Origin of the sequence: Stenotrophomonas sp. PUT21 (genome assembly GCF_052232875.1) — a bacterium.
GTDB lineage: Bacteria > Pseudomonadota > Gammaproteobacteria > Xanthomonadales > Xanthomonadaceae > Stenotrophomonas > Stenotrophomonas maltophilia_N.
Genome location: NZ_CP197645.1, coordinates 1,519,450 through 1,542,401, shown reverse-complemented (window position 1 = coordinate 1,542,401; position 22,952 = coordinate 1,519,450). Strand labels below are relative to the sequence as shown.

Below are 22,952 nucleotides of genomic sequence, written 5' to 3'. Positions count from 1 at the left end.
TGCATCATAGGAGGCAATATTTTGCCTAGTCAAGTCACCCCCGCCTTCATGACCCACGTCGCCGACAACGTTCGCCAGCGGCGTACGGCCGCCGGCTGGAGCCAGAAAGAGCTGGCCACGCGCTCGGGCGTCAGCCTGCGCATGATCGGCGCCATCGAAGCCGGCGGCAGCAGCGCCAGTACCGCGACACTGGACCGGATCGGGCTGGCACTGAACGCCACACTGGCCGAGCTGGTGGTGGATCCGAACGCGCCACGCAGCCGCGTGGTGGACCGCGTCGGCTGGGCGGGGCCGGCCGGCGGCGATGGCACGCTGCGCTGGAGCCTGGATGTGCATCGCGAGGTGGAAGCTTGGGAATGGCGCCTGCAGCCCGGCGAGCGCTATGCGGCCGCCGCCGACCCGGCCGGCTGGTGCGTGATGTTGTTCGTGCTGGAGGGACGGCTGACCCTGGAGCTGGGCACCGACGTGATCGAGATCGAACAGAATGCCCACCTGCTCGACAGCACGCAGGCACACGCCTTCGCCAACCGCAGCGACCGCGTGGTGCGCTTCTTCCGCTGCACGGCCTGGTAGCAACGCACCCGTCACCTCACCTCGAACTCGCCGACCAGCACCGTCTCTGCCCGGTCCTTCAACCGCAGCGTGACCTGCTGGTCGTGCTGGTCGCGGGTGCCCCATTTGGTGCTCAGGCGCAGCATCAACGTGGTCGCGCCAGTAACCAATTGCTCGCGGCTGCCGAAGTAGTTCGCTTCGATCCTGTAGATGCCCGGCTTGGCATCGCGCAATGAGAACTGCTCCGGGCCATAGCCGCCGGTGAAGTCCTGCGACATCTGCCCGCCCTGGTAGGTCAGCCGGTTGCCGTAGTAGGCGCGCTCGCCGTTGGGATCGGTGACCCACAGGTCCATGTCGCTGTTGTCGCTGTCCCAGCTCAGCACCACGCGCAGGTCCAACGGCATCGCACGGCGCAGGCGCGGGTCGACCGCGGAAGCATCCACACGCTCGCGCGCGATCAGCCGGGTCAGTTCGTCCAGCGCGATCAGCGAGATGCCGTCGAATCGGCCATCCCACGAGCGCACCACGACTTCGTAGAGCGCATCCACCGCAGCCTGGTACTGCCCGGCCGCTTCCAGGGCCAGGCCCAGGTCACGGAAACTCTGCGGCTCTTCCTCGCCCATCGCCAGCACCTGGCGGAACACCGGCACGGCCAGCGCCGGCGCCTTGGCCTGCATCAGGCGATAGCCGAGCACGCGCAGCACGTGGCGATTCTCAAGCTGCATCTCGGCCAGGTTGGAGAGCACCCGCAGCGCGAGATCACGCTGTCCGCTGGCCAGCAGGAGATCGGCCACATCCAGATAGAAGGCGCTGCTGCCGGCGTGCTGCTGGCGCTCCTGCAGGTACAGCGGATACAGCTGCGCCGGCGTGGCCTCGCGCAGGCGGCGCGCATAGGCCGAATCCGGTGCCCACGGTGCCAGCGTCAGTGTGATCTGGCCGCTGTTGGCCCTGGGTGCCGATTTGGCGCGGTGCTCGGGGGCGGCCTCTGCCTGATCGGCAGCCGCCGAGGCGGTCAGCTCGACACGGTCCAGCGCCATCGGCGCCGCAGGTGCCGGCGGTGGCGCGGCCATCGCCATGGCGACCGGCGCGGCGACGGATCGGGATTCCTGCTTGGGTTGCGGTGGCGCATCCTTGGGCCAGCGGGTATTCCACCACTGCTCGCGCTCGGCGAACTGGCGGGCGATGCCATCCAGGCGGCGCTTCCGCTCGCTTGCCAAGTCCGCCACCGTCAACGCATGGCGCTGGTCGTAGGCCGCGCGCAGCGGGGCCGGCGGGCGGATGCCGTAGCGCAGATAGTCCTCCAGCGTCTCCAGGACCAGCAGCGACGTATCGGCCGTCACGATCCCGAACTGCTGGGCCAGCGCCTTGGCGGCCTGCGCCCCGGCGGGGTCCGCCGCCAGTGCTGCCAACCGGTCATTCGCCCACGCGTGAGCGACCAGGCCGCCGTCGACCGCACGCGCGTTCGCGACGTTGAGCGTGATCGGCTGCGGATCGCTGCCACCATCGCGCAGGGACAGCAGCACCGTCGCATCGGGACGCAGCACGCGGCCGGTGACGCGAATCCAGCCCTGCGCAGCCCGCGAGGCGTCCACGTTCACGTCTTCCACGCCACGTGCCAGCACATCGGTCACTTCGGCGGGCTGCTGCAGCAGCAGCGGCATCACCGCCTCCACCTCCGCCTCGTCGCTCAGCTGCAGCAGCTGCCCATGATGGGCGCTGGTCCAGGCGCGCAGGCGCGGCGTGTCGGTCTTCGCACCGGCGCTGCTCAAGGCATACAGGCGCTGATCGGGCGACAGGGTGGGCAGCGTCTGGCTGCCGTAGTTGGCCAGGCCATCGCTGACCAGCAGGTACTCGCCGATGTTCCGGTTCGGCGTCCAGTCGCCCAGCGCACTGGCGCCATCGTGGGGCAGCGCCAGCAGGTAATCGCGCAGTGCCGACCAGTCGCCCTGGGTGACCGGGAACGCGCGTGGCGCCTCGCTGCGGTCGCGCAGCACGGTCAGTTGGACCTGGCCGGTGCCGAAGGCCTGGAAGTAGCGATCCAGCACGGCCAGTTCAGCCGCACGGTTGCGCGTGCCGGCCGAACCGGAGGCATCCCAGAGCAGGCCGATACGCGCCGGCAGGATGCGCGCGGCAGCCGAGGTGCGCACAGGCACGCTGGCCAGCAGATAGCGCTGCCCATCATGCAGCCCGGTGACCACGTCAGTGCCGCGGGCCAGCGGCAGGCTCCATTGCAGTTGCGCAGGCAGATCGGCGCCCCGCCCCTGCCACTGCGCCGCGTAGACACCGGCCTTCAACGTGAACGCGAGTGGATTCACGCCCACGGGCATCGGCTGGCCGGTGCTGCGTGCCTCCAGTTGCACCGTTACCTGCTCGGCCTGGCGAGCGAAGGACACTGGCAATGACCAGTGCAGACCCTGCGGTACAAGCGGCAGGCTGTCCCGCAGCACCAGCCGGAGACGACGCTCGCTGCGCGCGGGGATGGGATAGATGCGCAGCCGGAACTGGTTGCCGGCCGTCTGTTCCAGCAGGCCCGGATCGACCTGGCGGCGTTCGATCGCCTCGAAGACCTGGCGGCCCTGCGCCTTGGGTACCGGCACCGCATCGCGAAGCGCGCCATCGATATCCAGCGCGAAGCCGGCCACCTGCTGGCCGTAGGCCAACGGGAATTCCAACTGCCCTTCCAGCACGCGCGCATTGGGATTGTGGAAGGTCAATTCGATCGTGGTTTCGCCAAGCCCTGCCACGACGCGGCTGTCGATGCGTGCCTCGGTCAGCCGCACCGGCACCTCGGCGCCGGCGACCTGCAGGATGGGGGGCCGTGGCGGCGGAAAACGGCGCGCCTGTGCGTGGGCGCTGGGCAGCTGCCAGCACAGCAGCGCGAGCAGACCGATACTGCGCAGTGCGAGTCCCATGTGACGCTCCTGATCCGATGACCCTCCATTGAACGCACGGCGATCAACAACGGGGTTGAGCGCTGGCAACCGCCTGTTCCGGTCATGGACGCCTCATCCGTGCTGGGCCAAGATCGCCCTCCACGGATTGATGGACCAAGGATGCCGCATGCGCCTGTTGTTGACCGCCCCGCTGTTGATGGGGCTCGCCCTGCCCGGCTACGCCGCCCCCGTTGAGGGCGTGACGTTCACCCACCACGACTGGACGCTGGCCTGCGACAACACCCGCACCTGCCGCGCCGCCGGTTATCAGGCCGATGACAATGGCAGCGACCCGGTCTCGATCCTGCTCACCCGCGCGGGCGGGCCGGATCAACCGGTGCAGGCGGAACTGATGCTCGGCCAGTACGACGACAACACGGCCACCAAGCGACTGAGCCTGAGTATCAATGGCACCTCGCTGGGCCCGATGCAGTTCGATGCCGCCGAGGGCACCGCCACCTTTTCCGCGAAGCAACTCGCTGCCCTGCTCGCCTCGCTGGCACGCAACAGCCGGATCGAGCTGATGGGCGACGATGACGCGCGCTGGACGCTTTCCGATCAGGGCGCCTCGGCCGTGCTGTTGAAGATGGATGCGTTCCAGGGCCGCCTCGGCACACCCGGCGCGCTGATGCGCAAGGGCACGCAGGCCGAATCCTCGGTGCCGCCTGCACTGCCGGTGCCGGTGGTGAAACTGGGCAAGCCGGTGCCAACCCGCCCGGCGGACACGGCGCTGGCGGCGTCGCCCGCGCTGCGCGCCGCACTGGCAGCGGTGACCTCGGCCGACGATTGCGAAGCGCTGGGACCAGGCGGCAGCCTGTCACCGGACGGCGAACCCGAAGCGCTGACCGTGCAGCGGCTCAGCGCCGACAAGCTCCTGGTGTCGTTGAGCTGCTGGCGCGCCGCCTACAACACCGGTGACGGCTACTGGGTGATCAACGACCGCGCGCCGTATCAGCCGCGGCTGGTCACCACGGCAGCGGTCGGTGATGAGGTGCGCACCATCCAGGAGGCCCACAAGGGCCGCGGCCTGGGCGACTGCTGGTCCTCCACCGCCTGGGGTTGGACCGGCACGCAGTTCGTGAAGACCGCCGACAGCAGCACCGGGCTCTGCCGCCTGGTCGCCGCCGGTGGCGCCTGGGAGATGCCGACCTTGGTGACGACGGTGCGCGAATAGGCCGCACCGCGCCTGGTCATGCGTCGGCGCAGTGCTCCACGATCAACTGGATCGCGCCGCCGCCGCGGTAGTCGTCGCTGACCAGCCGGTAGGCGATATGCACCTGGTTGGCCGGCGCATTGCCGGTCCAGCCGCTGAAGTGGATGGCGCTGATCGGCTCGGCACGGCCCGGCACGCGCAGGCTCAGTTTCAGGTGTTTCTCTTTGAGCACCTGCCAGCGCGCTACCTGGAAGTGACCATCGAACAGCGGCTCGGGGAAGCCCTGCCCCCACGGCCCGGCCAGGCGCAGTGCCTCGGCGTGGGCGAAATCCAGTTCCTGCGGCAACAGCTCGCCATCGGTCAGCAGCAGCTGCTGCAGCGACAGTGGATCCAGCGTGCGCTCCACCACGTCCACGAAGGCCTGCTCGAACGCGGCCAACTGCGCGTGCGGCAGGCTCAGGCCGGCGGCCATGGCGTGGCCACCGAACTTGTCGATCAGGCCCGGGTGCGCCGCGTTGACCAAGGCCAGCGCGTCACGGATATGGAAGCCGGGGATCGAGCGCGCCGAGCCACGCAGCGAGTCGCCGCCGGGTTCTGAGGGCGCGAACGCGATCACCGGCCGGTGCAGGCGATCTTTCATCTTGGACGCGACCAGGCCGACCACGCCCGGATGCCACTCGGCATCGAACAGGCAGGCCGCGACCGGTCGTACGCCCTCGGCACTGAGCACCGCACGGGACACGGCCAGTTCGGCGTCGTCGGTCATCAGCTGCTGGACCGCACGGCGCTCGGTGTTGATCGATTCCAGCGTGGTGGCGATCTCACGCGCGTGGGCGCGGTCTTCGGTGAGCAGCAGTTCGATGCCCAGCGCCATGTCTTCCAGCCGACCCGCCGCGTTCAGGCGCGGCCCGAGCGCGAAGCCGATGTCGCTGCCGGTCAGCCGCGAAGCGTCGCGGCCACTGGCCTCGATCAGCGCCTGCAGCCCCACGCAGCCCTTGCCACTGCGCAGCCGGCGCAGACCGGCCGAAATCAGGGCGCGGTTGTTGTCATCCAGCGCGACCAGATCAGCGACGGTTCCGACCGCGACCAGGTCCAGCAGGGTCAACAGATCCGGCTCCGGGGCCGTGGCGTACGCGCCCTGCTCGCGCAGGTGGCGGCGCAGCGCCATCAACACATAGAAGATCACCCCGACGCCGGCCAGCGCCTTGCTCGGGAAGGCATCGCCACTGATGTTGGGGTCGACGATCGCATCGGCCGGCGGCAGGTGCTCGCCCGGCAAATGGTGGTCGGTGACCAGCACTTTCCAACCCAGCGCCTTGGCCGCGTTGACGCCGGCGTGGCAGGCGATGCCATGGTCGACGGTGACCAGCAGCCCGGGATTGAGTGGGGCCAGTTCGGCGACCAGTGACGGCGACAGCCCATAGCCGTGCAGCATGCGGTTGGGCACCGCGTGCACCACATCGCGCGCGCCGAGCATGCGCAGGCCGCGCACGCCGACCGCACAGGCGGTGGCGCCATCGCAGTCGAAATCGCCGACGATCAGGATGCGTTCGTGACGGGCGATCGCATCGGCCAGCAGCGTTACCGCGGCCTGCATGCTGCCGAGCAGGTCCGGCGCATGCAGCTGGGCCAGCTTCGGCTGGGCCTGCGCGGCATCGGTGACCCCGCGCGCGGCATACAGGCGCTGCAGCAAGGGCAACATGGAGGACGGCCACTCGCTGACTGCGGCGGCAGGACGGCGCTGGATACGGGGTGCTTCAGACGGGGTCAAAACAGGCTCGATCAATGACATGCGCGAGCATGATACCGCCCCGCTACCGTCAGAGCCGACCGCTGGCCGGCTGTCCTTGGGCATGCACTCAGAGATCGTGCAACTGCACCGGCTTCTTCCAGAGCCGCCAGCGTTGGGTCTTGTCGATCTCAACGCGGGCGCCGTCCTCGAAATCCAGCACCAGCCGCTTCAACTCCCCCCGTGCGACCGCCGCCAGCAACGGGCGGATCGCCTCATTGCCCAGCTGCTCCAATGAGCGCAGCTGGCGCAGGTCCACCAGCGCATCCACGGTCTGCTCGCCATCGGCCTGCAGGCCCGCGGCCTTGGCCAGTGCCTGCAACAACGCATCGCGGCTGCGGACCTGGGCGTGCGCGGTGGTCACGCGTTCGGGCAGCTCTCCGCCACCCCAGAACCACAGCGAATTGATCGCGCGCTTGCCCTCGCTCACGCGCTGCTGGTTCCATGGATGTTGATGCAGCACCACCTGCGCTTCGGTCAGCAGGGCGCGCCAACGGCGGCCGGCATCGCCTTCGGGCAGATGGGCGAACAGATCATCGCCAAGCACTTCGTCCGGCTCGGCAAAGGCTGGCAGGGTCGTGCCCGGCGGCAGGCGCAGATACCAGCGCGACGGCACCGGCGCATCCAGTACGAAACCGAACCCGGCAAACAACGGCTGCAACGCCGGCAGCAGATGCATCACATCGGCCAGATCCGGCCGCAGGGTATCCCCGTGCCCCATCAGGCGGGCGCCATGCATGTCCGGCACCACGTTGGCCGGATCGGCGCGCAACCACACCGCCCCATCGGCATCGCCGACATCCAGCTGGCGGGTCAACGCGGCGGCGGACCAGGCGTCCGGCTGCGCCTGGAAGTGCCGACGCAGCTGGGCGCGTTCGCCCGGCTCGGCGCTGTGGCGCTGCGCGCGCCCCAGCGCCTTGGCGACGTCATCGGGCAGCGGCGCCGCCGGAAACCGGCTGCGCGCCGGCAGCAACAACGTCGCCGTGGCCATCGCCGTCAGTCCAGGTACTGGACGCTGACGATTTCGTACTCGCGCTGGCCGGCCGGTGCGTCGATGGTGACCGCATCGCCTTCCAGCTTGCCGATCAAGGCACGGGCCAGCGGCGAGGAGATCGCGATCAGGCCCAGCTTGATGTCCGCTTCCAGGTCGCCCACGATCTGGTAGCGCTTCTCTTCATCGCTCTCCACGTCCGACAGCTCGACGGTGGCGCCGAACACCACCTTGCTGCCGGCGTTGAGCTTGGTGATGTCGATGATCTCGGCATGCGACAGCTCGCCTTCCAGCTGCTTGATGCGGCCTTCGATGAAGCCCTGCTCTTCGCGCGCGGCGTGGTACTCGGCGTTCTCCTTGAGATCGCCGTGTTCGCGTGCCTCGGCGATCGCCGCGATGACCTTCGGGCGCTTGACCGACTTCAGGTGATCAAGCTCTTCGCGCAGACGCTGCGCGCCCTTCAGGGTGATCGGTGCTCTCATGCGTTCAACTCCTTGTGCAGTTCCTGCAGCGACCAGACGGGGCCGGTGCCGCGGAATTCCAGCGATTGCACCAGCGCCATGGCGCCGGCGATGGTGGTCGAATAGGTCACGCGATGCTGCAGCGCTTCGCGACGGATCGAGAACGAATCGTTGATCGCCGCGCGACCTTCGGTCGTGTTGACGATGTAGACGATCTCGCCGTTCTTGATCGAATCGACGATGTGCGGGCGGCCTTCGACCACCTTGTTGACGATCTCGCAGGCCATGCCGTGCTCCTGCAGCCACGCGCCGGTGCCACGGGTGGCGACCAGGGTGTAGCCGCGCTCGAGCAGGGCCTTGGCGACCGGCAGCACGCGCTTCTTGTCCGGGTCACGGACCGAAACGAAGGCCTTGCCCAGCGGCGGGGCCTTGATGCCGCCCGCCTCCTGCGCACGCGCGAAGGCGGCGCTGAAGCTGCGGCCCACGCCCATTACTTCGCCGGTGGAGCGCATTTCCGGCCCGAGGATCGGGTCGACGCCCTGGAACTTGGCGAACGGGAAGATCGCTTCCTTGACCGAGTAGTAGCCCGGCACGATTTCCTTGGTGGCGCCCTGCTCGGCCAGCGTCTTGCCGGCCATGCAGCGCGCGGCGATCTTGGCCAGCGGCATGCCGGTGGCCTTGGAGACGAACGGCACGGTGCGCGAGGCACGCGGGTTCACTTCCAGCAGGTAGACGATGTCTTCGCCGTTCTCACCGGCCTGGATCGCGAACTGGGTATTCATCAGGCCGACCACGTTCAGGGCCTTGGCCAGTTCGACGACCTGGCGGCGCAGCTCGGCCTGGGTCTGGGCCGACAGCGAGTACGGCGGCAGCGAGCAGGACGAATCGCCCGAATGCACGCCGGCTTCTTCGATGTGCTCCATCACACCGCCGATCAGCACGTTGCCGTCCTTGTCGGCAATGATGTCCACGTCCACTTCCACGGCGTTGTCCAGGAAGCGGTCCAGCAGCACCGGCGAATCGTTGGAGACCTTCACCGCATCGCGGACGTAGCGGGCCAGATCGGATTCACCGTAGACGATTTCCATGGCACGGCCGCCCAGCACGTAGCTCGGGCGCACCACCAGCGGGTAGCCGATCTCGCGAGCCAGCAGCAGGGCTTCCTGGTCGTTGCGGGCGATGCGGTTCGGCGGCTGCTTCAGGCCGAGCTTGTCCACCAGCTGCTGGAAACGCTCGCGGTCTTCAGCCAGATCGATGGAGTCCGGCGAGGTGCCGATCACCGGCACGCCGTTGGCTTCCAGCGCGCGCGCCAGCTTCAGCGGGGTCTGGCCGCCGTACTGCACGATCACGCCCTTCGGCTGTTCCAGCTCGACGATCTCCAGCACGTCTTCCAGCGTCAGCGGCTCGAAGTACAGGCGGTCGGAGGTGTCGTAATCGGTGGAGACGGTTTCCGGGTTGCAGTTGACCATGATGGTTTCGAAGCCATCATCGCGCAGCGCCAGCGCGGCATGCACGCAGCAGTAGTCGAACTCGATGCCCTGGCCGATGCGGTTCGGGCCGCCGCCCAGGATCATGATCTTGTCGCGGTTGCTCGGCGCCGCTTCGCACTCGTCCTCGTAGGTCGAGTACAGGTAGGCGGTGCTGGTGGCGAACTCGGCAGCGCAGGAATCCACGCGCTTGTACACCGGGCGCACCTTGTGGGCACGACGCAGCGCGCGCACAGCTGCTTCATTGGTGCCGGTCAGCTCGGCCAGGCGGGCGTCGGAGAAGCCGGCGCGCTTGAGCTTGCGCAGGCGTGCAGCGTCCAGTGCATCGATGCCGTCGGCGGCCACCTCGGCCTCGGCCTGGATGATCTCTTCGATCTGGTCCAGGAACCACGGGTCGATGTGCGACAGCGCGAAGACGTCTTCCACGCTGAAACCGGCGCGGAATGCATCACCGACGAAGAACAGGCGCTCCGGGCCCGGGGCCTTGAGCTCGCGCTTGAGGGTGGTGATGTCGTCCTCGTTGGACAGGTCCAGACCGGTCGGGTCCAGGCCGATCTTGCCGGTTTCCAGGCCACGCAGGGCCTTCTGCAGCGATTCCTGGAAGGTGCGGCCCATCGCCATCACCTCGCCCACCGACTTCATCTGGGTGGTCAGGCGCGCATCGGCGGCCGGGAACTTCTCGAAAGCGAAGCGCGGGATCTTGGTGACGACGTAATCGATCGACGGTTCGAACGAGGCCGGGGTCAGGCCACCGGTGATTTCGTTCTTCAATTCGTCCAGGGTGTAACCCACGGCCAGCTTGGCCGCGACCTTGGCGATCGGGAAGCCGGTGGCCTTGGAGGCCAGCGCCGAGGAACGCGACACGCGCGGGTTCATTTCGATCACGACCACGCGGCCGGTGGTCGGGCTGATGCCGAACTGCACGTTCGAGCCACCGGTGTCCACGCCGATCTTGCGCAGCACGGCGATGGAGGCATCGCGCAGGCGCTGGTATTCCTTGTCGGTCAGGGTCTGGGCCGGGGCCACGGTGATCGAGTCACCGGTGTGCACGCCCATCGGGTCCAGGTTCTCGATCGAGCAGACGATGATGCAGTTGTCGGCGGTGTCACGCACCACCTCCATCTCGAATTCCTTCCAGCCCAGCACCGACTCTTCCACCAGCACTTCGGTGGTCGGCGACAGTTCCAGGCCGCGGGTCACGATATCGACCAGCTCTTCACGGTTGTAGGCGATGCCGCCACCGCTGCCGCCCAGGGTGAAGCTGGGGCGGATGATGGTCGGGTAGCCGACGCGGGTCTGGATCTCGATCGCTTCTTCCAGCGTGTGCGCCACCGCAGCGGACGGGCACTCCAGGCCGATCTCGCCCATGGCCACGCGGAACAGCTCGCGGTCTTCGGCCATGCGGATGGCATCGCGCTTGGCGCCGATCAGCTCGACGTTGTACTTCTCCAGCACGCCGTTGTCGGCCAGGTCCAGCGCGCAGTTCAGCGCGGTCTGGCCACCCATGGTCGGCAGCAGCGCATCGGGCTTTTCCTTGGCGATGATCTTCTCGACCGTCTGCCAGTTGATCGGCTCGATGTAGACGGCATCGGCCATCTCCGGGTCGGTCATGATCGTGGCCGGATTGCTGTTGACCAGCACCACGCGGTAACCCTCGTCGCGCAGTGCCTTGCAGGCCTGCGCGCCAGAGTAGTCGAACTCACAGGCCTGGCCGATGACGATCGGGCCAGCACCGATGATGAGGATGGTTTTAAGGTCAGTGCGCTTGGGCATTGTCTTCTCTAAGTCTGGACAGCGAGGCAGATGGGGGTGATCGCACGCTGTCGATCAGGAAATATCGTCGGGGTTCAGCGGGATCCGGCACTGGTCCTGCAGTCCTTTCGCCAGCTGCACGCCGATGTCGTCGGGCAGCTCCGATTCGATGTCGAGCGTGGCGATGAAGCGGGCGTAGGCCGGGCTGGCCAGGAAGGTGGCCACCTCGGCGCGCTCCGTTTCACTCAGATCCGCGTTGGACTTTTCGGCGATCGTCGATGGATTCGCAGCGGCGAAGGCCGAGGAGAGGCTCTTGCCACCGGGAGTCCCCAGGAAGCGCGACCACTCCGCGATCACCTGGTCGCCGTCGTCGCCGAGGCCGGAGATCACCGAACGACGGAACTGTGCGTCGAGCAGGCTCTTGATCGGCGCATGCGCGCACTGGCGATCGGTCTCGGGCAGCGCATTGAGCGCGGGCACGTTGTCGACCATCAGCTTGGCCATGTCCGTGCCCAGCGTGCCCAGGCCCAGCTTCTGTACGACCGCCTGCACCTGCGCATCGGTCGCCGGCGCGGCTTGGGCCACGCCGGTAAGGCACACCAGCGAGAGCAGCAGCGCGGGGCTGCGCATCACGCCTTGGCCTCGGCCATCATCGTCACAAAGCGGTCGAACAGCGGACCGACGTCATGCGGGCCCGGCGAGGCTTCCGGATGGCCCTGGAACGAGAACGCCGGCACGTCCGTGCGCGCGATGCCCTGGTTGGTGCCGTCGAACAGCGAACGGTGGGTCACGCGCAGGTTGGCCGGCAGCGAGGCCTCATCGACCGCGAAACCATGGTTCTGCGAGGTGATCATCACGCGGCCGCCGTCCAGATCCTGGACCGGGTGGTTGGCGCCGTGGTGGCCGTGTCCCATCTTGACCGTCTTCGCGCCGGAGGCCAGCGCCAGCAGCTGGTGGCCCAAGCAGATGCCGAAGGTCGGCACCTTCTTCTCCAGGAAGGTCTTGATCGCGGCGATCGCGTAATCGCACGGCTCCGGATCGCCCGGGCCGTTGGAGAGGAACACGCCGTCCGGATTCATCGCCAGCACTTCGGCAGCCGGGGTCTGCGCCGGCACCACGGTCAGCTCGCAGCCGCGCTCGGCCAGCATGCGCAGGATGTTGAGCTTCGCGCCGAAGTCATAGGCCACCACCTTGAAACGCGGCGCGGCGTTGACGAAGGCATTGCTGTCCAGATCCAGCTGGCCCTCGGTCCAGGTGTAACGCTTGTCGGTGCTGACCACCTTGGCCAGATCCATGCCCTTCAGGCCCGGGAACTTGCGCGCCGCTTCCAGCGCCGTTTCCACGCTCAGGCCTTCGCCGGCCATCAGCGCACCGTTCTGGGCGCCGCGCTCGCGCAGGATGCGCGTCAGCTTGCGGGTATCGATGCCGGAGATGGCGACCACGCCGCGCTGGATCAGCCAATCCTGCAGCGACACCTGGCTGCGCCAGTTGCTCGGGCGGCGCGGCACATCGCGCACGATCAGGCCGGCCGACCACACCTTGGCCGCTTCATCGTCCTGGTCGGTCATGCCGGTGTTGCCGATATGCGGGTAGGTCAGCGTGACCATCTGCCGGGCGTAGGAAGGATCGGTCAACACTTCCTGATAGCCGGTCATGGCGGTGTTGAACACCACCTCACCAACGGACAGGCCGGGCGCGCCTACGGATTCGCCCTCGAATACGGTGCCGTCTTCGAGGACGAGGATTGCGGCTTGGGTCACGGAAATCTCACTTTGGCTACCGAGGGGTCGCCGAAGTCACGCCTGCGCTTCACGAAAAAGCGGCTGCAAAAAAGCGCGGACTGCGGTTCTGGACCGGTCCGGCTGTCGTGATTCGGCGAGCGGGAATTGTAAAGGGAACCCGGGTGCGACGCCAGTATCCGCGTGCAATTGCCCTATTCAGGCCGACAGGGGGCATGGCGCCGGTTCAGGCGCCCGCCCCGTCGGCCGGCCTGACCCCATTCAGACGGCCGGCGGCGGCGTGGCGCCATCCAGCAGGTCGCGGACCCGATAGCTGCCCGGGGCGCGGCCCGCCAGTTGGGCGGCGGCAAACAGTGCGCCGCGGGCGAAGATGTCGCGATTGGTAGCGCGGTGGGTCAGCTCGATCCGCTCGCCCAGCCCGGTGAACTGGACCAGGTGCTCACCCACGATGTCGCCGGCGCGCAGGCTGGCGTAGTGCGGCTGCGCCCCCCCCTTCTGCGCCGCCGCGCCCAGGGTCAGGGCCGTGCCGGAAGGCGCGTCCTTCTTCTGGGTGTGGTGGGATTCGACGATGTCGCAGTCCCAGCCGGCCAGGGGGGCGGCGGCGCGCTCGACCAGCTCGTCGAGCACCGCAACGCCAAGGCTGAAGTTGGAGGCCCAGACCAGCGGAATCCGGCCCGCCGCCTGGATCAGCGCCTGGCGCTGCGCCTCGCTGATGCCGGTGGTGCCGGATACGAAGCCCGCGCCGCGCTGCACGCACAGCGCCAGCACCGGATCGAAGCCCTCGGGGAGGCTGAAATCGATGGCGACGTCGAACTCGGGGGCGCCGCTGAGCTCACTGCTGGCGAAATGAGGGACGCCGTCCACCACCCGCTGGGCCGGCGAGCGGCGGGTGACCGCGGCCACGACCTGCAGGGCGGGGTTGTCGGCGGCAAGGCGAAGCAGCGCCTGGCCCATGCGGCCGGACGCACCGTGGATGAGGAAACGTAGGGGAGTGGTAGTCATGCATGCAGGCTAGCGGGTGGCAGTGACGGTGCACAAGGGGAAATCCGCGCACTGCTTGCTACGCTATCGGGTGGATCCCTTTGGCAGCCTCTCCATGCAGCTTTCGCAGCAGCTCGTTCTCGTCACCGGCGGTGCCCGCGGGCTCGGTCAGCACCTGGTCCGCGCCTTCGTCCGCGAGGGCGCACAGGTCGTCATCAACTACCATGCCAGCGCCGACGCCGCGCAGGCGCTGGCGGCCGAGCTGGGCAGCGCCTGCGTGGCGATCCAGGCCGACGTGACCGACCGCGCCCAGGTCGATGCCCTGTTCGCACAGGCGCGCCAGCACGTCGGCCGTGACATCACCACGGTGGTCAACAACGCACTGGCGACGTTCTCGTTCAACGGCGATGCGCGCGACAAGGCCGACGTGATCGGCTGGGACGCCTTCAACCAGCAGTTCGAAGGCAGCGTGCGCGGCGCACTCAACACGGTGCAGGCCGCCCTGCCCGGCATGCGCGCGCAGCACTTCGGCCGGGTGATCAACATCGGCACCAACCTGTTCCAGAACCCGGTGGTGCCCTACCACGACTACACCGCGGCCAAGGCCGCGCTGCTCTCGCTGACCCGCACCCTGGCCGGCGATCTCGGCCCGGACGGCATCACCGTCAACATGCTCTCCGGCGGGCTGCTGCGCACCACCGATGCCAGTGCCGCCACGCCGGAGGCGGTGTTCGACTACATCGCGGCCAGCACCCCGTTGCGCAGTGTCACCACACCGGCCGAGTTCGCCGATGCGGCGCTGTTCTTCGCCTCGCCGTGGTCGCGCGCGGTGACCGGGCAGAACCTGGTGGTGGATGGTGGACTGGTGCGGGACTGAGCCACCCCGCAGGGCCTGCTCCACCTCCCGCAGCCTCAGTGCTGCTTCGGCGGCGTCGGCCCACAACTGTCACAGCCGCCACATGCGCCACCGCCGCCGGTGGCCGGGGGCGCGATCCTGCGGCCCAGCGCCTGCAGCCAGGCGGCGCGCTGCGGCTTCACCAGCCCCAGCGCGATCGCCCCGCGCGCCTTGCGCACAGTGCCCGGGAACTGCTTTTTCATCACCACCCACGCGCTGACCAGCACGGCCAGCGCGATCACGGCGTACTGCAGCAGCAGGCCGGTCTCCATCAGCCGCCGCCCAGTGCCACGGTCACCTGATAGGTGATCAGCGAGGCGATGTAGGCGGCCGCGAACAGGTAGAACGTGGCGAAGCCCATCTGCTTCCACGAGTTGGTTTCACGCTTGATCGTGGCCAGCGTGGAGATGCACATCGGGGCGTAGATGTACCAGACCAGCAGCGACAGCGCGGTGGCCAGCGACCAGCCATCGCTGATCAGCGGGGTCAGCGCCTGGCTGGCGGCATCGTCATCGGCGGCGGACAGTGCGTAGACCGTGGCCAGCGAGGCGACCGCGACTTCACGCGCGGCCAGGCCGGGAATCAGCGCGATGCAGATCTGCCAGTTGAACCCCAGCGGCGCGAAGAACACCGCCATCGCATGGCCGATCTGACCGGCGAAGCTGTAGTCGATCGCCGGCATGGTCGCGTTCTCCGGCGCCCCCGGGAACGACAGCAGCACCCACAGCAGGATGGTCAGCGCCAGGATGATGCCGCCCACGCGCTTGAGGAAGATCATGCCGCGCTCGTACAGGCCCACCGCCAGATCGCGCGGGTGCGGGATGCGGTAGGAGGGCAGTTCCAGCATCAGCGGATGCTCGCTCTTGTCGCGGCGCCACTTCTTCATGGTCCAGGACATCAGCAGCGCGCTGAGAATGCCGGCCGCGTACAGGCCGAACAGCACCAGGCCCTGCTGGTTGAACACGCCCCAGATCTGCTTCTGCGGGATGAAGGCGCCGATCAGCAGCGCGTACACCGGCAGGCGCGCCGAACAGGTCATCAGCGGCGCGACCAGGATCGTGGCCAGCCGGTCGCGCGGGTCCTGGATGCTGCGGGTGGACATGATGCCCGGCACCGCACAGGCGAAGCTGGACAGCAGCGGAATGAACGAACGCCCGGACAGGCCGGCCGCCGCCATCATGCGGTCCAGCAGGAAGGCCGCGCGCGGCAGGTAACCGGACTCTTCCAGCGCCAGGATGAAGGCGAACAGGATCAGGATCTGCGGCAGGAAGACGATGACCCCGCCGACGCCGGCGATGATGCCGTCGGTGAGCAGGCTGTTGAGCGGGCCTTCGGGCAGCGCGCCGCCGATCCAGCCGCCCAGCGCGGCCGTGCCGGCTTCGATCAGGTCCATCACCGGCGTCGCCCAGGCATACACCGCCTGGAAGATCAGGAACATCACCACCGCCAGGGTCAGCAGCCCGAATACCGGGTGCAGCAGCCAGCGGTCCAGCGCGTCATCGATCTTCGCCGTACGCGTGGGCATGCTCACCGAGGCGGCGAGGATGTCGCGCACCTGGGCGTGGTAGTCGGCCTGCGCCGCGGGCATCGCCACCGGGGCCTGCAGGTGCGGCACCATCGCATCCAGGCGCTCGACCAACCTGGCCGCGCCGTTGCGGCGCACCGCCACGGTCTCCACCACCGGCACGCCCAGTGCCTGTTCCAGCGCCTGGACGTCAATCTTGATGCCACGGCGCTCGGCCGCATCGACCATGTTCAGCGCCACGATCATCGGCTTGCCCAGCTCGCGCAGTTCCAGCGCAAAGCGCAGGTGCAAGCGCAGGTTGGTCGCATCGATCACGCACAGCAGGACATCCGGGGCAGCCTCGCCCGGGTAGAAGCCCCGGCACAGGTCACGGGTGATCGCCTCGTCCAGGCTGGCCGGCTGGAGGCTGTAGGCGCCCGGCAGATCGAGCACGGCGAACTCGCGGCCGGACGGCGCGCGCAGGCGGCCTTCTTTACGCTCGACGGTGACGCCGGTGTAGTTGGCCACCTTCTGGCGGCTGCCGGTGAGCTGGTTGAACAGCGCGGTCTTGCCGCTGTTCGGGTTGCCGACCAGGGCAATGCGCAGGGCGTTGGCGGCACTCATGCGCGTGCCTCCTGGGCCTGCAGCGCAGTGACCACGATGCGGGCGGCCTCACTGCGGCGCAGCGCGAAGCGCGTGAACCCGACCTGCACCAGCAGCGGCTCGGCACCGACCGGACCACGAGCGACCAGACGCACTTCTTCCCCTTTGACGAAGCCAAGCTCCTTCAGGCGGCGGGCGATCGCATCGTTTGCGTGTAGTTCCTGCACGGACTCCACCAGGGCGGAGCTGTACAGCGCCAGATCGGACAACGTCACGGAGCGCCTTCTCGATGATAGGAATGGTTATCAATTCTACCATCGCCGCGCCGCGTCATTGCCCGTGACCAACGGCCCGCTATGATCTGTACATGTATGGAGTAAACCTGCCCATGAGTGACGCATTACGGATTGAACGCAGCGCCTCGGTGCTGACCCTGTGGCTGAACCGCCCGACGCTGCACAACGCGTTCGACGCCTCGTTGATCGCCCAGCTGACCGCCGCACTGGAGGCCGCCGGACGCGACGACCATGTCCGGGCGGTGGTCTTGGCCGGGGAAGGCGCCTCCTTCTCGGCAGGGGCGGACATGCAGTGGATGCGTGGCATGGCGGCCGCCAGCGAGGAGGACAACCGCCAGGACTCGCTCGCCCTGGCCCGGCTGATGCGGACCCTGGACGAGCTGCCCAAGCCGACCATCGCCCGGGTCCAGGGGGCCGCCTTCGGTGGCGGGGTCGGCCTGGTCGCCTGCTGCGATATCGCCATCGCCAGCACCAGCGCCCGCTTCGGCCTGACCGAGAGCCGCCTGGGCCTGCTGCCGGCGGTGATCTCGCCCTATGTCATTGACGCGATCGGCCCGCGCCAGGCCCGCCGCTGGTTTGCCACCGGCGAGCATTTCGACGCCGAAACCGCCCTGCGCATCGGCCTGGTACACCAGTTGATCGAGCCGGAACGGATCGACGAAGCCGTCCAGCGCCAGCTCGGCCTGCTCGACAAGGCCGGCCCGGTGGCCTCGGCCTCGGCCAAGGACCTGGTCCGGCGCGTGGCACTGGGCCGCGACCGCGACGCCACCGACCGCGACAACGCGGCCCTGATCGCCCGCCTGCGGGTCTCGGCCGAAGGCCAGGAGGGCCTCGGGGCCTTCCTCGACAAGCGCGCCCCGCATTGGGTCACCCAGGACTGAGGACAGCGTCATGCTCGACCACGTAGGTATCCGCTGCGCCGATTTCGGACGCAGCCTGGCGTTCTTCCAGCAGGCCCTGGCGCCGCTGGGCATCACGGTGGTGATGCAGGTCTCGGCCGCCCAGACCGGCGACCATGACCATGCCGGCTTCGGCCGCACCGCCAAGCCGGACTTCTGGATTGGCAACGCCCCGGGCGCCCATGGCGGCGTGCACATCGCCTTCAGCGCCGCCCGCCGGGCCGACGTGGACGCCTTCCACCGCGCCGCACTGGCGGCCGGTGGTACCGACAACGGGCCCCCGGGCATCCGCGAGCATTACCACCCCGATTATTACGGGGCGTTCGTGCTCGACCCGGATGGCAACAACATCGAAGCGGTCTGCCACCACCCGGGCTGACCGCCCATCGCCGGCGGGATGGCCGCTTTGTCGCCCATCCCGCGTATCCCCCTTTCGTGGCCCGCCGGGGAACGTGGGCCGCCTTTCGCCTGACAGGAATCTCCGTGATCTCTACCCCACCCCGCCCCGTGCTGGTCGTCCGTCGCTCCGTTCGCGGAGGGCTGGCACATGGATGACGTCGTCCGCATCGTCGAAGTCGGCCCGCGCGACGGGCTGCAGAACGAAGCCCAGCCGGTCGCGACCGCCGACAAGATCGAACTGATCCGCCAGCTCTCGCTGACCGGCCTGCGCACCATCGAGGCGACCAGCTTCGTCAGCCCGCGCTGGGTACCGCAGCTGGCCGATGCCGCGGAGGTCTATACCGGCATCGAACGCCGGCCGGGCATCGATTACCCGGTGCTGGTGCCCAACGAACAGGGCTATGACCGCGCCCGCGCAGTGGGCGTACAGGAAGTGGCAGTGTTCACGGCCGCTTCGGAAACCTTCAACCGCACCAATACCAATGCCGGCATCGACGAGTCGCTGGCCCGCTTCGCGCCGATCCTGGAGCGGGCCAAGGCCGACGGGGTCAAGGTGCGCGGCTATGTCTCCACCGTGCTCGGCTGCCCCTACCAGGGTGAGGTCGCGGTGAGCGAGGTGGTGCGTGTCGCCCGTGCGCTGCACGAGATGGGCTGTTACGAAATCTCGCTCGGCGACACCATCGGCGTCGGCACCCCGCGCAAGGCGCGCGCCATGCTCAAGGCGGTCGCCAGCGAACTACCGATGGCCGCGCTGGCCGTGCACTTCCATGACACCTACGGCCAGGCGCTGGCCAACATCGACGCCTGCCTGGAAGAAGGCGTGCGCGTAGTCGATTCGGCGGTCTCCGGCGCGGGCGGCTGCCCGTATGCCAAGGGCGCCAGCGGCAATGTCGCCAGCGAAGACGTGGTCTACATGCTGCATGGCATCGGCATGCGTACCGGCATCGATCTGCCGGCACTGGCCGCTACCGGGCGCTGGCTGGCCGCACGGCTGGGGCGCGAGACCGGCAGCAAGACCGGCAAGGCCCTGGCGGCGACATGAACCGTGGCGGCCCGCGCAAGGACGCTGCGGTCGGTGATCACCTCACCGCCCACGTCCACGCGCTGGCCGCCCTAGAACGCGCTCTCCCCCGCTCGCCGGGGGACCTGCGCGGCCTGCTGGAAGAAGTGCAGCAGGCCCTGCAGGAGGCCATGGACGAGCGCCAGCTGGCGCTGCGTCGGTATGCCGCGCTGTTCGATGCGGTCCCGGACCCGGTCAGCATTCTCAGCGAAACCGGCGTCGTCCTGGATCTCAACAAAGCCGGTGTGCGCGCCTATGGCCGCCCCCGGGAAGAGATCGTCGGCCAACCGATCGAACTGTTGAACCCCGACCTGCCCGGCGATCACCTCGACCCGGTCTGGGAGGCCCTGCACCGGGGCGAAACCTACGTCATCGAAGTCACCAACATGCGCGGCGACGGCAGCCGTTTCCCGGTGGAGGTGCATTCGGCCGGGTTCGAGCATCAGGGCGAGCACTGCATCGTGGCCGTGGCGCGCGATCTGAGCAGCCGCTGGCAGGCCGAATCGCGTTATCGGCTGCTGATGGAGTCGATCGACAAGGGCGTCGTCCTGTTCGACCGGCAGCTGCGGGTGGTCTCGGCCAACCCGGCCGCGCACCGCATTCTGGGGACGGCCGGCAATGGCGGCAGCCTGCAGGCGATGCTGGCCCCCGAAGACTGGATCAGCGTGGACGAGCACGGCCACCCGCTCACCCGTGAGCAGTGGCCGGCCAGTGTGTCGCTGCAGAGCGGGCGCATCGTACGCAGCACCATCGTCGGCCTGTACCACCGCCCGCGCGGGCGCATGATCTGGATCTCCACCACCAACGTGCCGGTCTACAGCAACGGGCGCGACGCGCCGGATCACGTGTTCGGGTTGTTCAGCGACATCACCGAACTCAAGCGCAACAACACACTGTTCGACCGCGCGCAGTCGCTGGCGCACATCGGCGGCTGGGAATGGGACCGCGGCCTGCAGCGGCTGTATCTCACCGACGAGGCGACCCGCATCCTCGGCCAGGACCTGCCGATGCGCGACATGGCCGAACTGCTGGAATGCCTGCGCGTGGACGACCGCGCCCAGCTGCAGCAGGCGCTGCTGGAGGTGGTCGACCGCCAGGTGTCCTTCGAGCTGGAACTGCAGGGCCAGCGCAGCGACGGGCATTCGTTCTGGGTGCGCATGATCGGCGAGGCCGAGGCCGGCGATGTCGATGCCGCGCGCATCGCCGGCACCGTGCAGGACATCACCGCGCGCAAGCAGGCTGAAGAGACGCTGCGGATCCAGGCGCGCACCGATCCGCTGACCGGCATCATGAACCGCGATGCGGTACTCAATGACCTGGCCATGCGCATGGCCAACCCGACCCACTGCCGGGTCGCGGTGCTGTACATCGACCTGGACCGCTTCAAGACCGTCAACGATCTGCTGGGCCACAACGCCGGTGATGAACTGCTGATCGATGCCACCCGCCGGATTGCGACCGCGATCGGCACCGAAGGCCTGCTGGCCCGGTTCGGCGGGGATGAGTTCCTGGTGATCTGCGATACCCGCGACCAGGCCGATCAGCCCGAGCGGCTGGCCGATGCGATCACCCGCGCCTTCAGCACGCCGTTCCGCTTCGGCTCCGACGAATTCCCGGTGACCACCAGCATCGGCATCGCGCGCGCGCCGCAGGATGGGCTGCGCCCGCAGCAGCTGATCCAGAACGCGGACATTGCCATGTACGACTGCAAGCGGCGCACCCGCAACGGCTGGCAGGTGTTCTCGCCCGAGCTGGCCCAGCGCCAGCACGACCGCCTGCAGATCGAAAGTCGCTTGCACCGCGCGCTGGACGACGATGAGTTCCATCTGGTCTACCAGCCCCAGGTCAACCTCCACAGCGGCCAGCTGATCGCCGCCGAGGCGCTGATCCGCTGGCGCAACACCCAGCTCGGCGAACTGCGCCCGGACATCTTCATCGGCCATGCCGAGAGCACCGGCGACATCGTCCGGATCGGCCTGTGGGTGATGCGCGAGGCGTGCCGGCAGGTGCGCCAGTGGCAGGACGACGGGCTGGGCATCGTGCGGGTGGCGGTCAACGTATCCTACCGGCAGTTCGTCGGCGAGGACCTGGCCCGGCATGTGCGCGCCGTACTGGATGAATTCCGCCTGCCCGGCAGCGCACTGGAACTGGAATTCACCGAGCGGGTGCTGATCGAGGATGCCCCGGACACCCTGCGCACCTTTGCGCAGCTGCGTGAGATGGGCGTGCTGCTCACCATCGATGATTTCGGCGAAGGCTACAGCGCGCTGAACTATCTGCGCCGGCTGCCGATCCACGGCCTCAAACTCAGCCAGCTGTTCGTGGAGGGAGTGCCGGCCAACCGTTCGGACGTGGCGGTCTGCGAAGCGATCTGCGGCATCGCCCGCAGCCTGGGCCTCGGGGTGGTCGCCGAAGGCATCGAATCGGAGGCCCAGCGCCAGTTCCTGACCTCCCTGGGCGTCTCGGTCGGCCAAGGCTTCCTGTTCGCGCCGGGGCTGGCGGCGGACGAGTTCGCCCGGCGGCTGGCACTGCGTGCGAAGGTCGCCGTGGGCAGTGCACAACGGTGAAGGCGGCCGCTTCCGCTAGAATCGGCGGTTCTTGAACCAGCGGGATCGTGCAATGCAGCTGTCTTCTGTCCGCGCCGTCATCACCGGCGGTGTCTCCGGCCTTGGCCTGTCCGTGGCCCAGCACCTGGTCGCCCATGGCGCCAAGGTCGCCCTGTTCGATCTCAATGACGACAAGGGCGCGGCCGCCGTGGCCGAGCTTGGCGAAGCCAACGCGCGTTACTACCGCACCAACGTCAGCGACGAAGCCGCCGTGGCGGCGCAGATCGATGCCGCCTGCGACTTCCTGGGCGGGCTGAACACCGCGATCAACTGCGCCGGCATCCTCGGCGCCGGCCGCGTGCTGGGCAAGGAGGCACCGATGCCGCTGGCCAACTTCCAGGGCACGGTGATGGTCAACCTGGTCGGCAGCTTCAACGTCGCCAAGGCGGCCGCCAACCGCATGCAGCACAACACGCCGGGCGACGATGGCGAGCGCGGCGTGATCATCAACACCGCCAGCGTGGCCGCCTATGAAGGCCAGATCGGCCAGGCCGCCTACGCCGCCTCCAAGGGTGGCGTGGTCAGCATGACCCTGCCGATGGCCCGCGAGCTGTCGCGCTTCGGCATCCGCGTGATGACCATCGCCCCGGGCATCTTCTGGACCCCGATGGTCGATGGCATGCCGCCGGCCGTGCAGGAGTCGCTGGCCGCCTCCATTCCGTTCCCGCCCCGTCTGGGCAAGCCGGAGGATTTCGCCGGCCTGGTCGCCTACATCCTGGGCAACACCTATCTCAACGGCGAGACCATCCGCCTTGACGGCGCCGTGCGTCTGGCGCCGAAGTAAGCGAGCACGCAACCCCGCTGGGTGCCCGGTTCCGGCACCCGCCACCTCCACGAACCGACCTTCATTCC

19 protein-coding genes are annotated in these 22,952 nt (G+C 68.4%); 8 read left to right on the top strand and 11 right to left on the bottom strand.

Annotation, left to right across the window (positions count from 1 at the left end):
* The first annotated feature begins 21 nt into the window (after positions 1 to 21).
* Positions 22 to 573 (top strand): helix-turn-helix domain-containing protein, encoded by a 552-nt coding sequence (locus tag ACTT2I_RS07350; RefSeq protein ID WP_172407601.1) that lies wholly within the window; start codon positions 22 to 24, stop codon positions 571 to 573.
* Between the two features lie 11 nt (positions 574 to 584).
* Here ACTT2I_RS07350 and ACTT2I_RS07345 read toward each other — a convergent pair whose 3' ends face one another.
* Entirely contained in the window at positions 585 to 3,464 is a 2,880-nt protein-coding gene (locus ACTT2I_RS07345; RefSeq protein WP_421100371.1) for a VIT domain-containing protein, read from the bottom strand.
* Between the two features lie 148 nt (positions 3,465 to 3,612).
* Between ACTT2I_RS07345 and ACTT2I_RS07340 the strand changes: the two genes are divergently transcribed.
* Entirely contained in the window at positions 3,613 to 4,659 is a 1,047-nt protein-coding gene (locus tag ACTT2I_RS07340) for a DUF1176 domain-containing protein (RefSeq protein WP_421100372.1), read from the top strand.
* A 16-nt stretch (positions 4,660 to 4,675) separates the two neighbouring features.
* Here the strand turns inward: ACTT2I_RS07340 and recJ are convergent, their stop codons facing one another.
* The 7 genes from recJ to dapB form a co-directional block, all read right to left on the bottom strand.
* On the bottom strand, positions 4,676 to 6,430 hold the full coding sequence (gene recJ, locus ACTT2I_RS07335; protein ID WP_421100373.1) for a single-stranded-DNA-specific exonuclease RecJ: 1,755 nt from the start codon (positions 6,428 to 6,430) through the stop codon (positions 4,676 to 4,678).
* Positions 6,431 to 6,497: 67 nt separating this feature from the next.
* The gene (locus tag ACTT2I_RS07330) at positions 6,498 to 7,418 is read right to left on the bottom strand and encodes a phosphoglycerate mutase (RefSeq protein ID WP_421100374.1); all 921 of its coding nucleotides are present in this window, start codon (positions 7,416 to 7,418) and stop codon (positions 6,498 to 6,500) included.
* A gap of 5 nt (positions 7,419 to 7,423) precedes the next feature.
* Entirely contained in the window at positions 7,424 to 7,888 is a 465-nt protein-coding gene (gene greA, locus ACTT2I_RS07325; RefSeq protein WP_026069738.1) for a transcription elongation factor GreA, read from the bottom strand.
* 8 nt (positions 7,889 to 7,896) lie between these two features.
* Positions 7,897 to 11,139, bottom strand: coding sequence for a carbamoyl-phosphate synthase large subunit (gene carB, locus ACTT2I_RS07320; RefSeq protein ID WP_421100375.1), 3,243 nt, complete (start codon positions 11,137 to 11,139; stop codon positions 7,897 to 7,899).
* A gap of 54 nt (positions 11,140 to 11,193) precedes the next feature.
* Entirely contained in the window at positions 11,194 to 11,748 is a 555-nt protein-coding gene (locus ACTT2I_RS07315; RefSeq protein WP_443096853.1) for a hypothetical protein, read from the bottom strand.
* Entirely contained in the window at positions 11,748 to 12,878 is a 1,131-nt protein-coding gene (gene carA / locus ACTT2I_RS07310; RefSeq protein WP_293982993.1) for a glutamine-hydrolyzing carbamoyl-phosphate synthase small subunit, read from the bottom strand. Before carA ends, ACTT2I_RS07315 begins: the two co-directional genes overlap by 1 nt.
* A 240-nt stretch (positions 12,879 to 13,118) precedes the next feature.
* On the bottom strand, positions 13,119 to 13,859 hold the full coding sequence (dapB, locus tag ACTT2I_RS07305) for a 4-hydroxy-tetrahydrodipicolinate reductase (RefSeq protein ID WP_421100376.1): 741 nt from the start codon (positions 13,857 to 13,859) through the stop codon (positions 13,119 to 13,121).
* Between the two features lie 94 nt (positions 13,860 to 13,953).
* On the opposite strand from dapB, the gene ACTT2I_RS07300 reads away from it, so the two are divergent.
* Positions 13,954 to 14,715, top strand: a complete 762-nt coding sequence (locus tag ACTT2I_RS07300; RefSeq protein WP_421100377.1) for a 3-oxoacyl-ACP reductase — start codon at positions 13,954 to 13,956, stop codon at positions 14,713 to 14,715.
* Between the two features lie 35 nt (positions 14,716 to 14,750).
* Here ACTT2I_RS07300 and ACTT2I_RS07295 read toward each other — a convergent pair whose 3' ends face one another.
* The 3 genes from ACTT2I_RS07295 to ACTT2I_RS07285 are packed head-to-tail and all read right to left on the bottom strand — an operon-like array spanning position 14,751 to position 17,115.
* On the bottom strand, positions 14,751 to 15,005 hold the full coding sequence (locus ACTT2I_RS07295; protein WP_293982987.1) for a DUF6587 family protein: 255 nt from the start codon (positions 15,003 to 15,005) through the stop codon (positions 14,751 to 14,753).
* Positions 15,005 to 16,861: a ferrous iron transporter B gene (feoB, locus tag ACTT2I_RS07290; protein ID WP_088434995.1), complete on the bottom strand. Its 1,857-nt coding sequence runs from the start codon at positions 16,859 to 16,861 to the stop codon at positions 15,005 to 15,007. Before feoB ends, ACTT2I_RS07295 begins: the two co-directional genes overlap by 1 nt.
* Complete coding sequence (locus ACTT2I_RS07285) at positions 16,858 to 17,115, bottom strand: FeoA family protein (protein WP_088434994.1); 258 nt, start codon at positions 17,113 to 17,115, stop codon at positions 16,858 to 16,860. Before ACTT2I_RS07285 ends, feoB begins: the two co-directional genes overlap by 4 nt.
* Positions 17,116 to 17,228: 113 nt before the next feature.
* Between ACTT2I_RS07285 and ACTT2I_RS07280 the strand changes: the two genes are divergently transcribed.
* From ACTT2I_RS07280 to ACTT2I_RS07260, 5 genes are all read left to right on the top strand, one after another.
* Positions 17,229 to 18,017, top strand: a complete 789-nt coding sequence (locus ACTT2I_RS07280; protein ID WP_088434993.1) for an enoyl-CoA hydratase-related protein — start codon at positions 17,229 to 17,231, stop codon at positions 18,015 to 18,017.
* Positions 18,018 to 18,027: 10 nt separating this feature from the next.
* Positions 18,028 to 18,414: a VOC family protein gene (locus tag ACTT2I_RS07275; RefSeq protein ID WP_421100378.1), complete on the top strand. Its 387-nt coding sequence runs from the start codon at positions 18,028 to 18,030 to the stop codon at positions 18,412 to 18,414.
* Between the two features lie 168 nt (positions 18,415 to 18,582).
* On the top strand, positions 18,583 to 19,476 hold the full coding sequence (locus ACTT2I_RS07270; protein ID WP_421100379.1) for a hydroxymethylglutaryl-CoA lyase: 894 nt from the start codon (positions 18,583 to 18,585) through the stop codon (positions 19,474 to 19,476).
* A complete protein-coding gene (locus tag ACTT2I_RS07265) occupies positions 19,473 to 22,061 on the top strand; it encodes a sensor domain-containing protein (RefSeq protein ID WP_421100380.1) in 2,589 nt (862 codons plus the stop codon). Before ACTT2I_RS07270 ends, ACTT2I_RS07265 begins: the two co-directional genes overlap by 4 nt.
* Positions 22,062 to 22,113: 52 nt before the next feature.
* Positions 22,114 to 22,884: an SDR family NAD(P)-dependent oxidoreductase gene (locus ACTT2I_RS07260; protein WP_293982972.1), complete on the top strand. Its 771-nt coding sequence runs from the start codon at positions 22,114 to 22,116 to the stop codon at positions 22,882 to 22,884.
* The last annotated feature ends 68 nt before the right edge of the window (positions 22,885 to 22,952 follow it).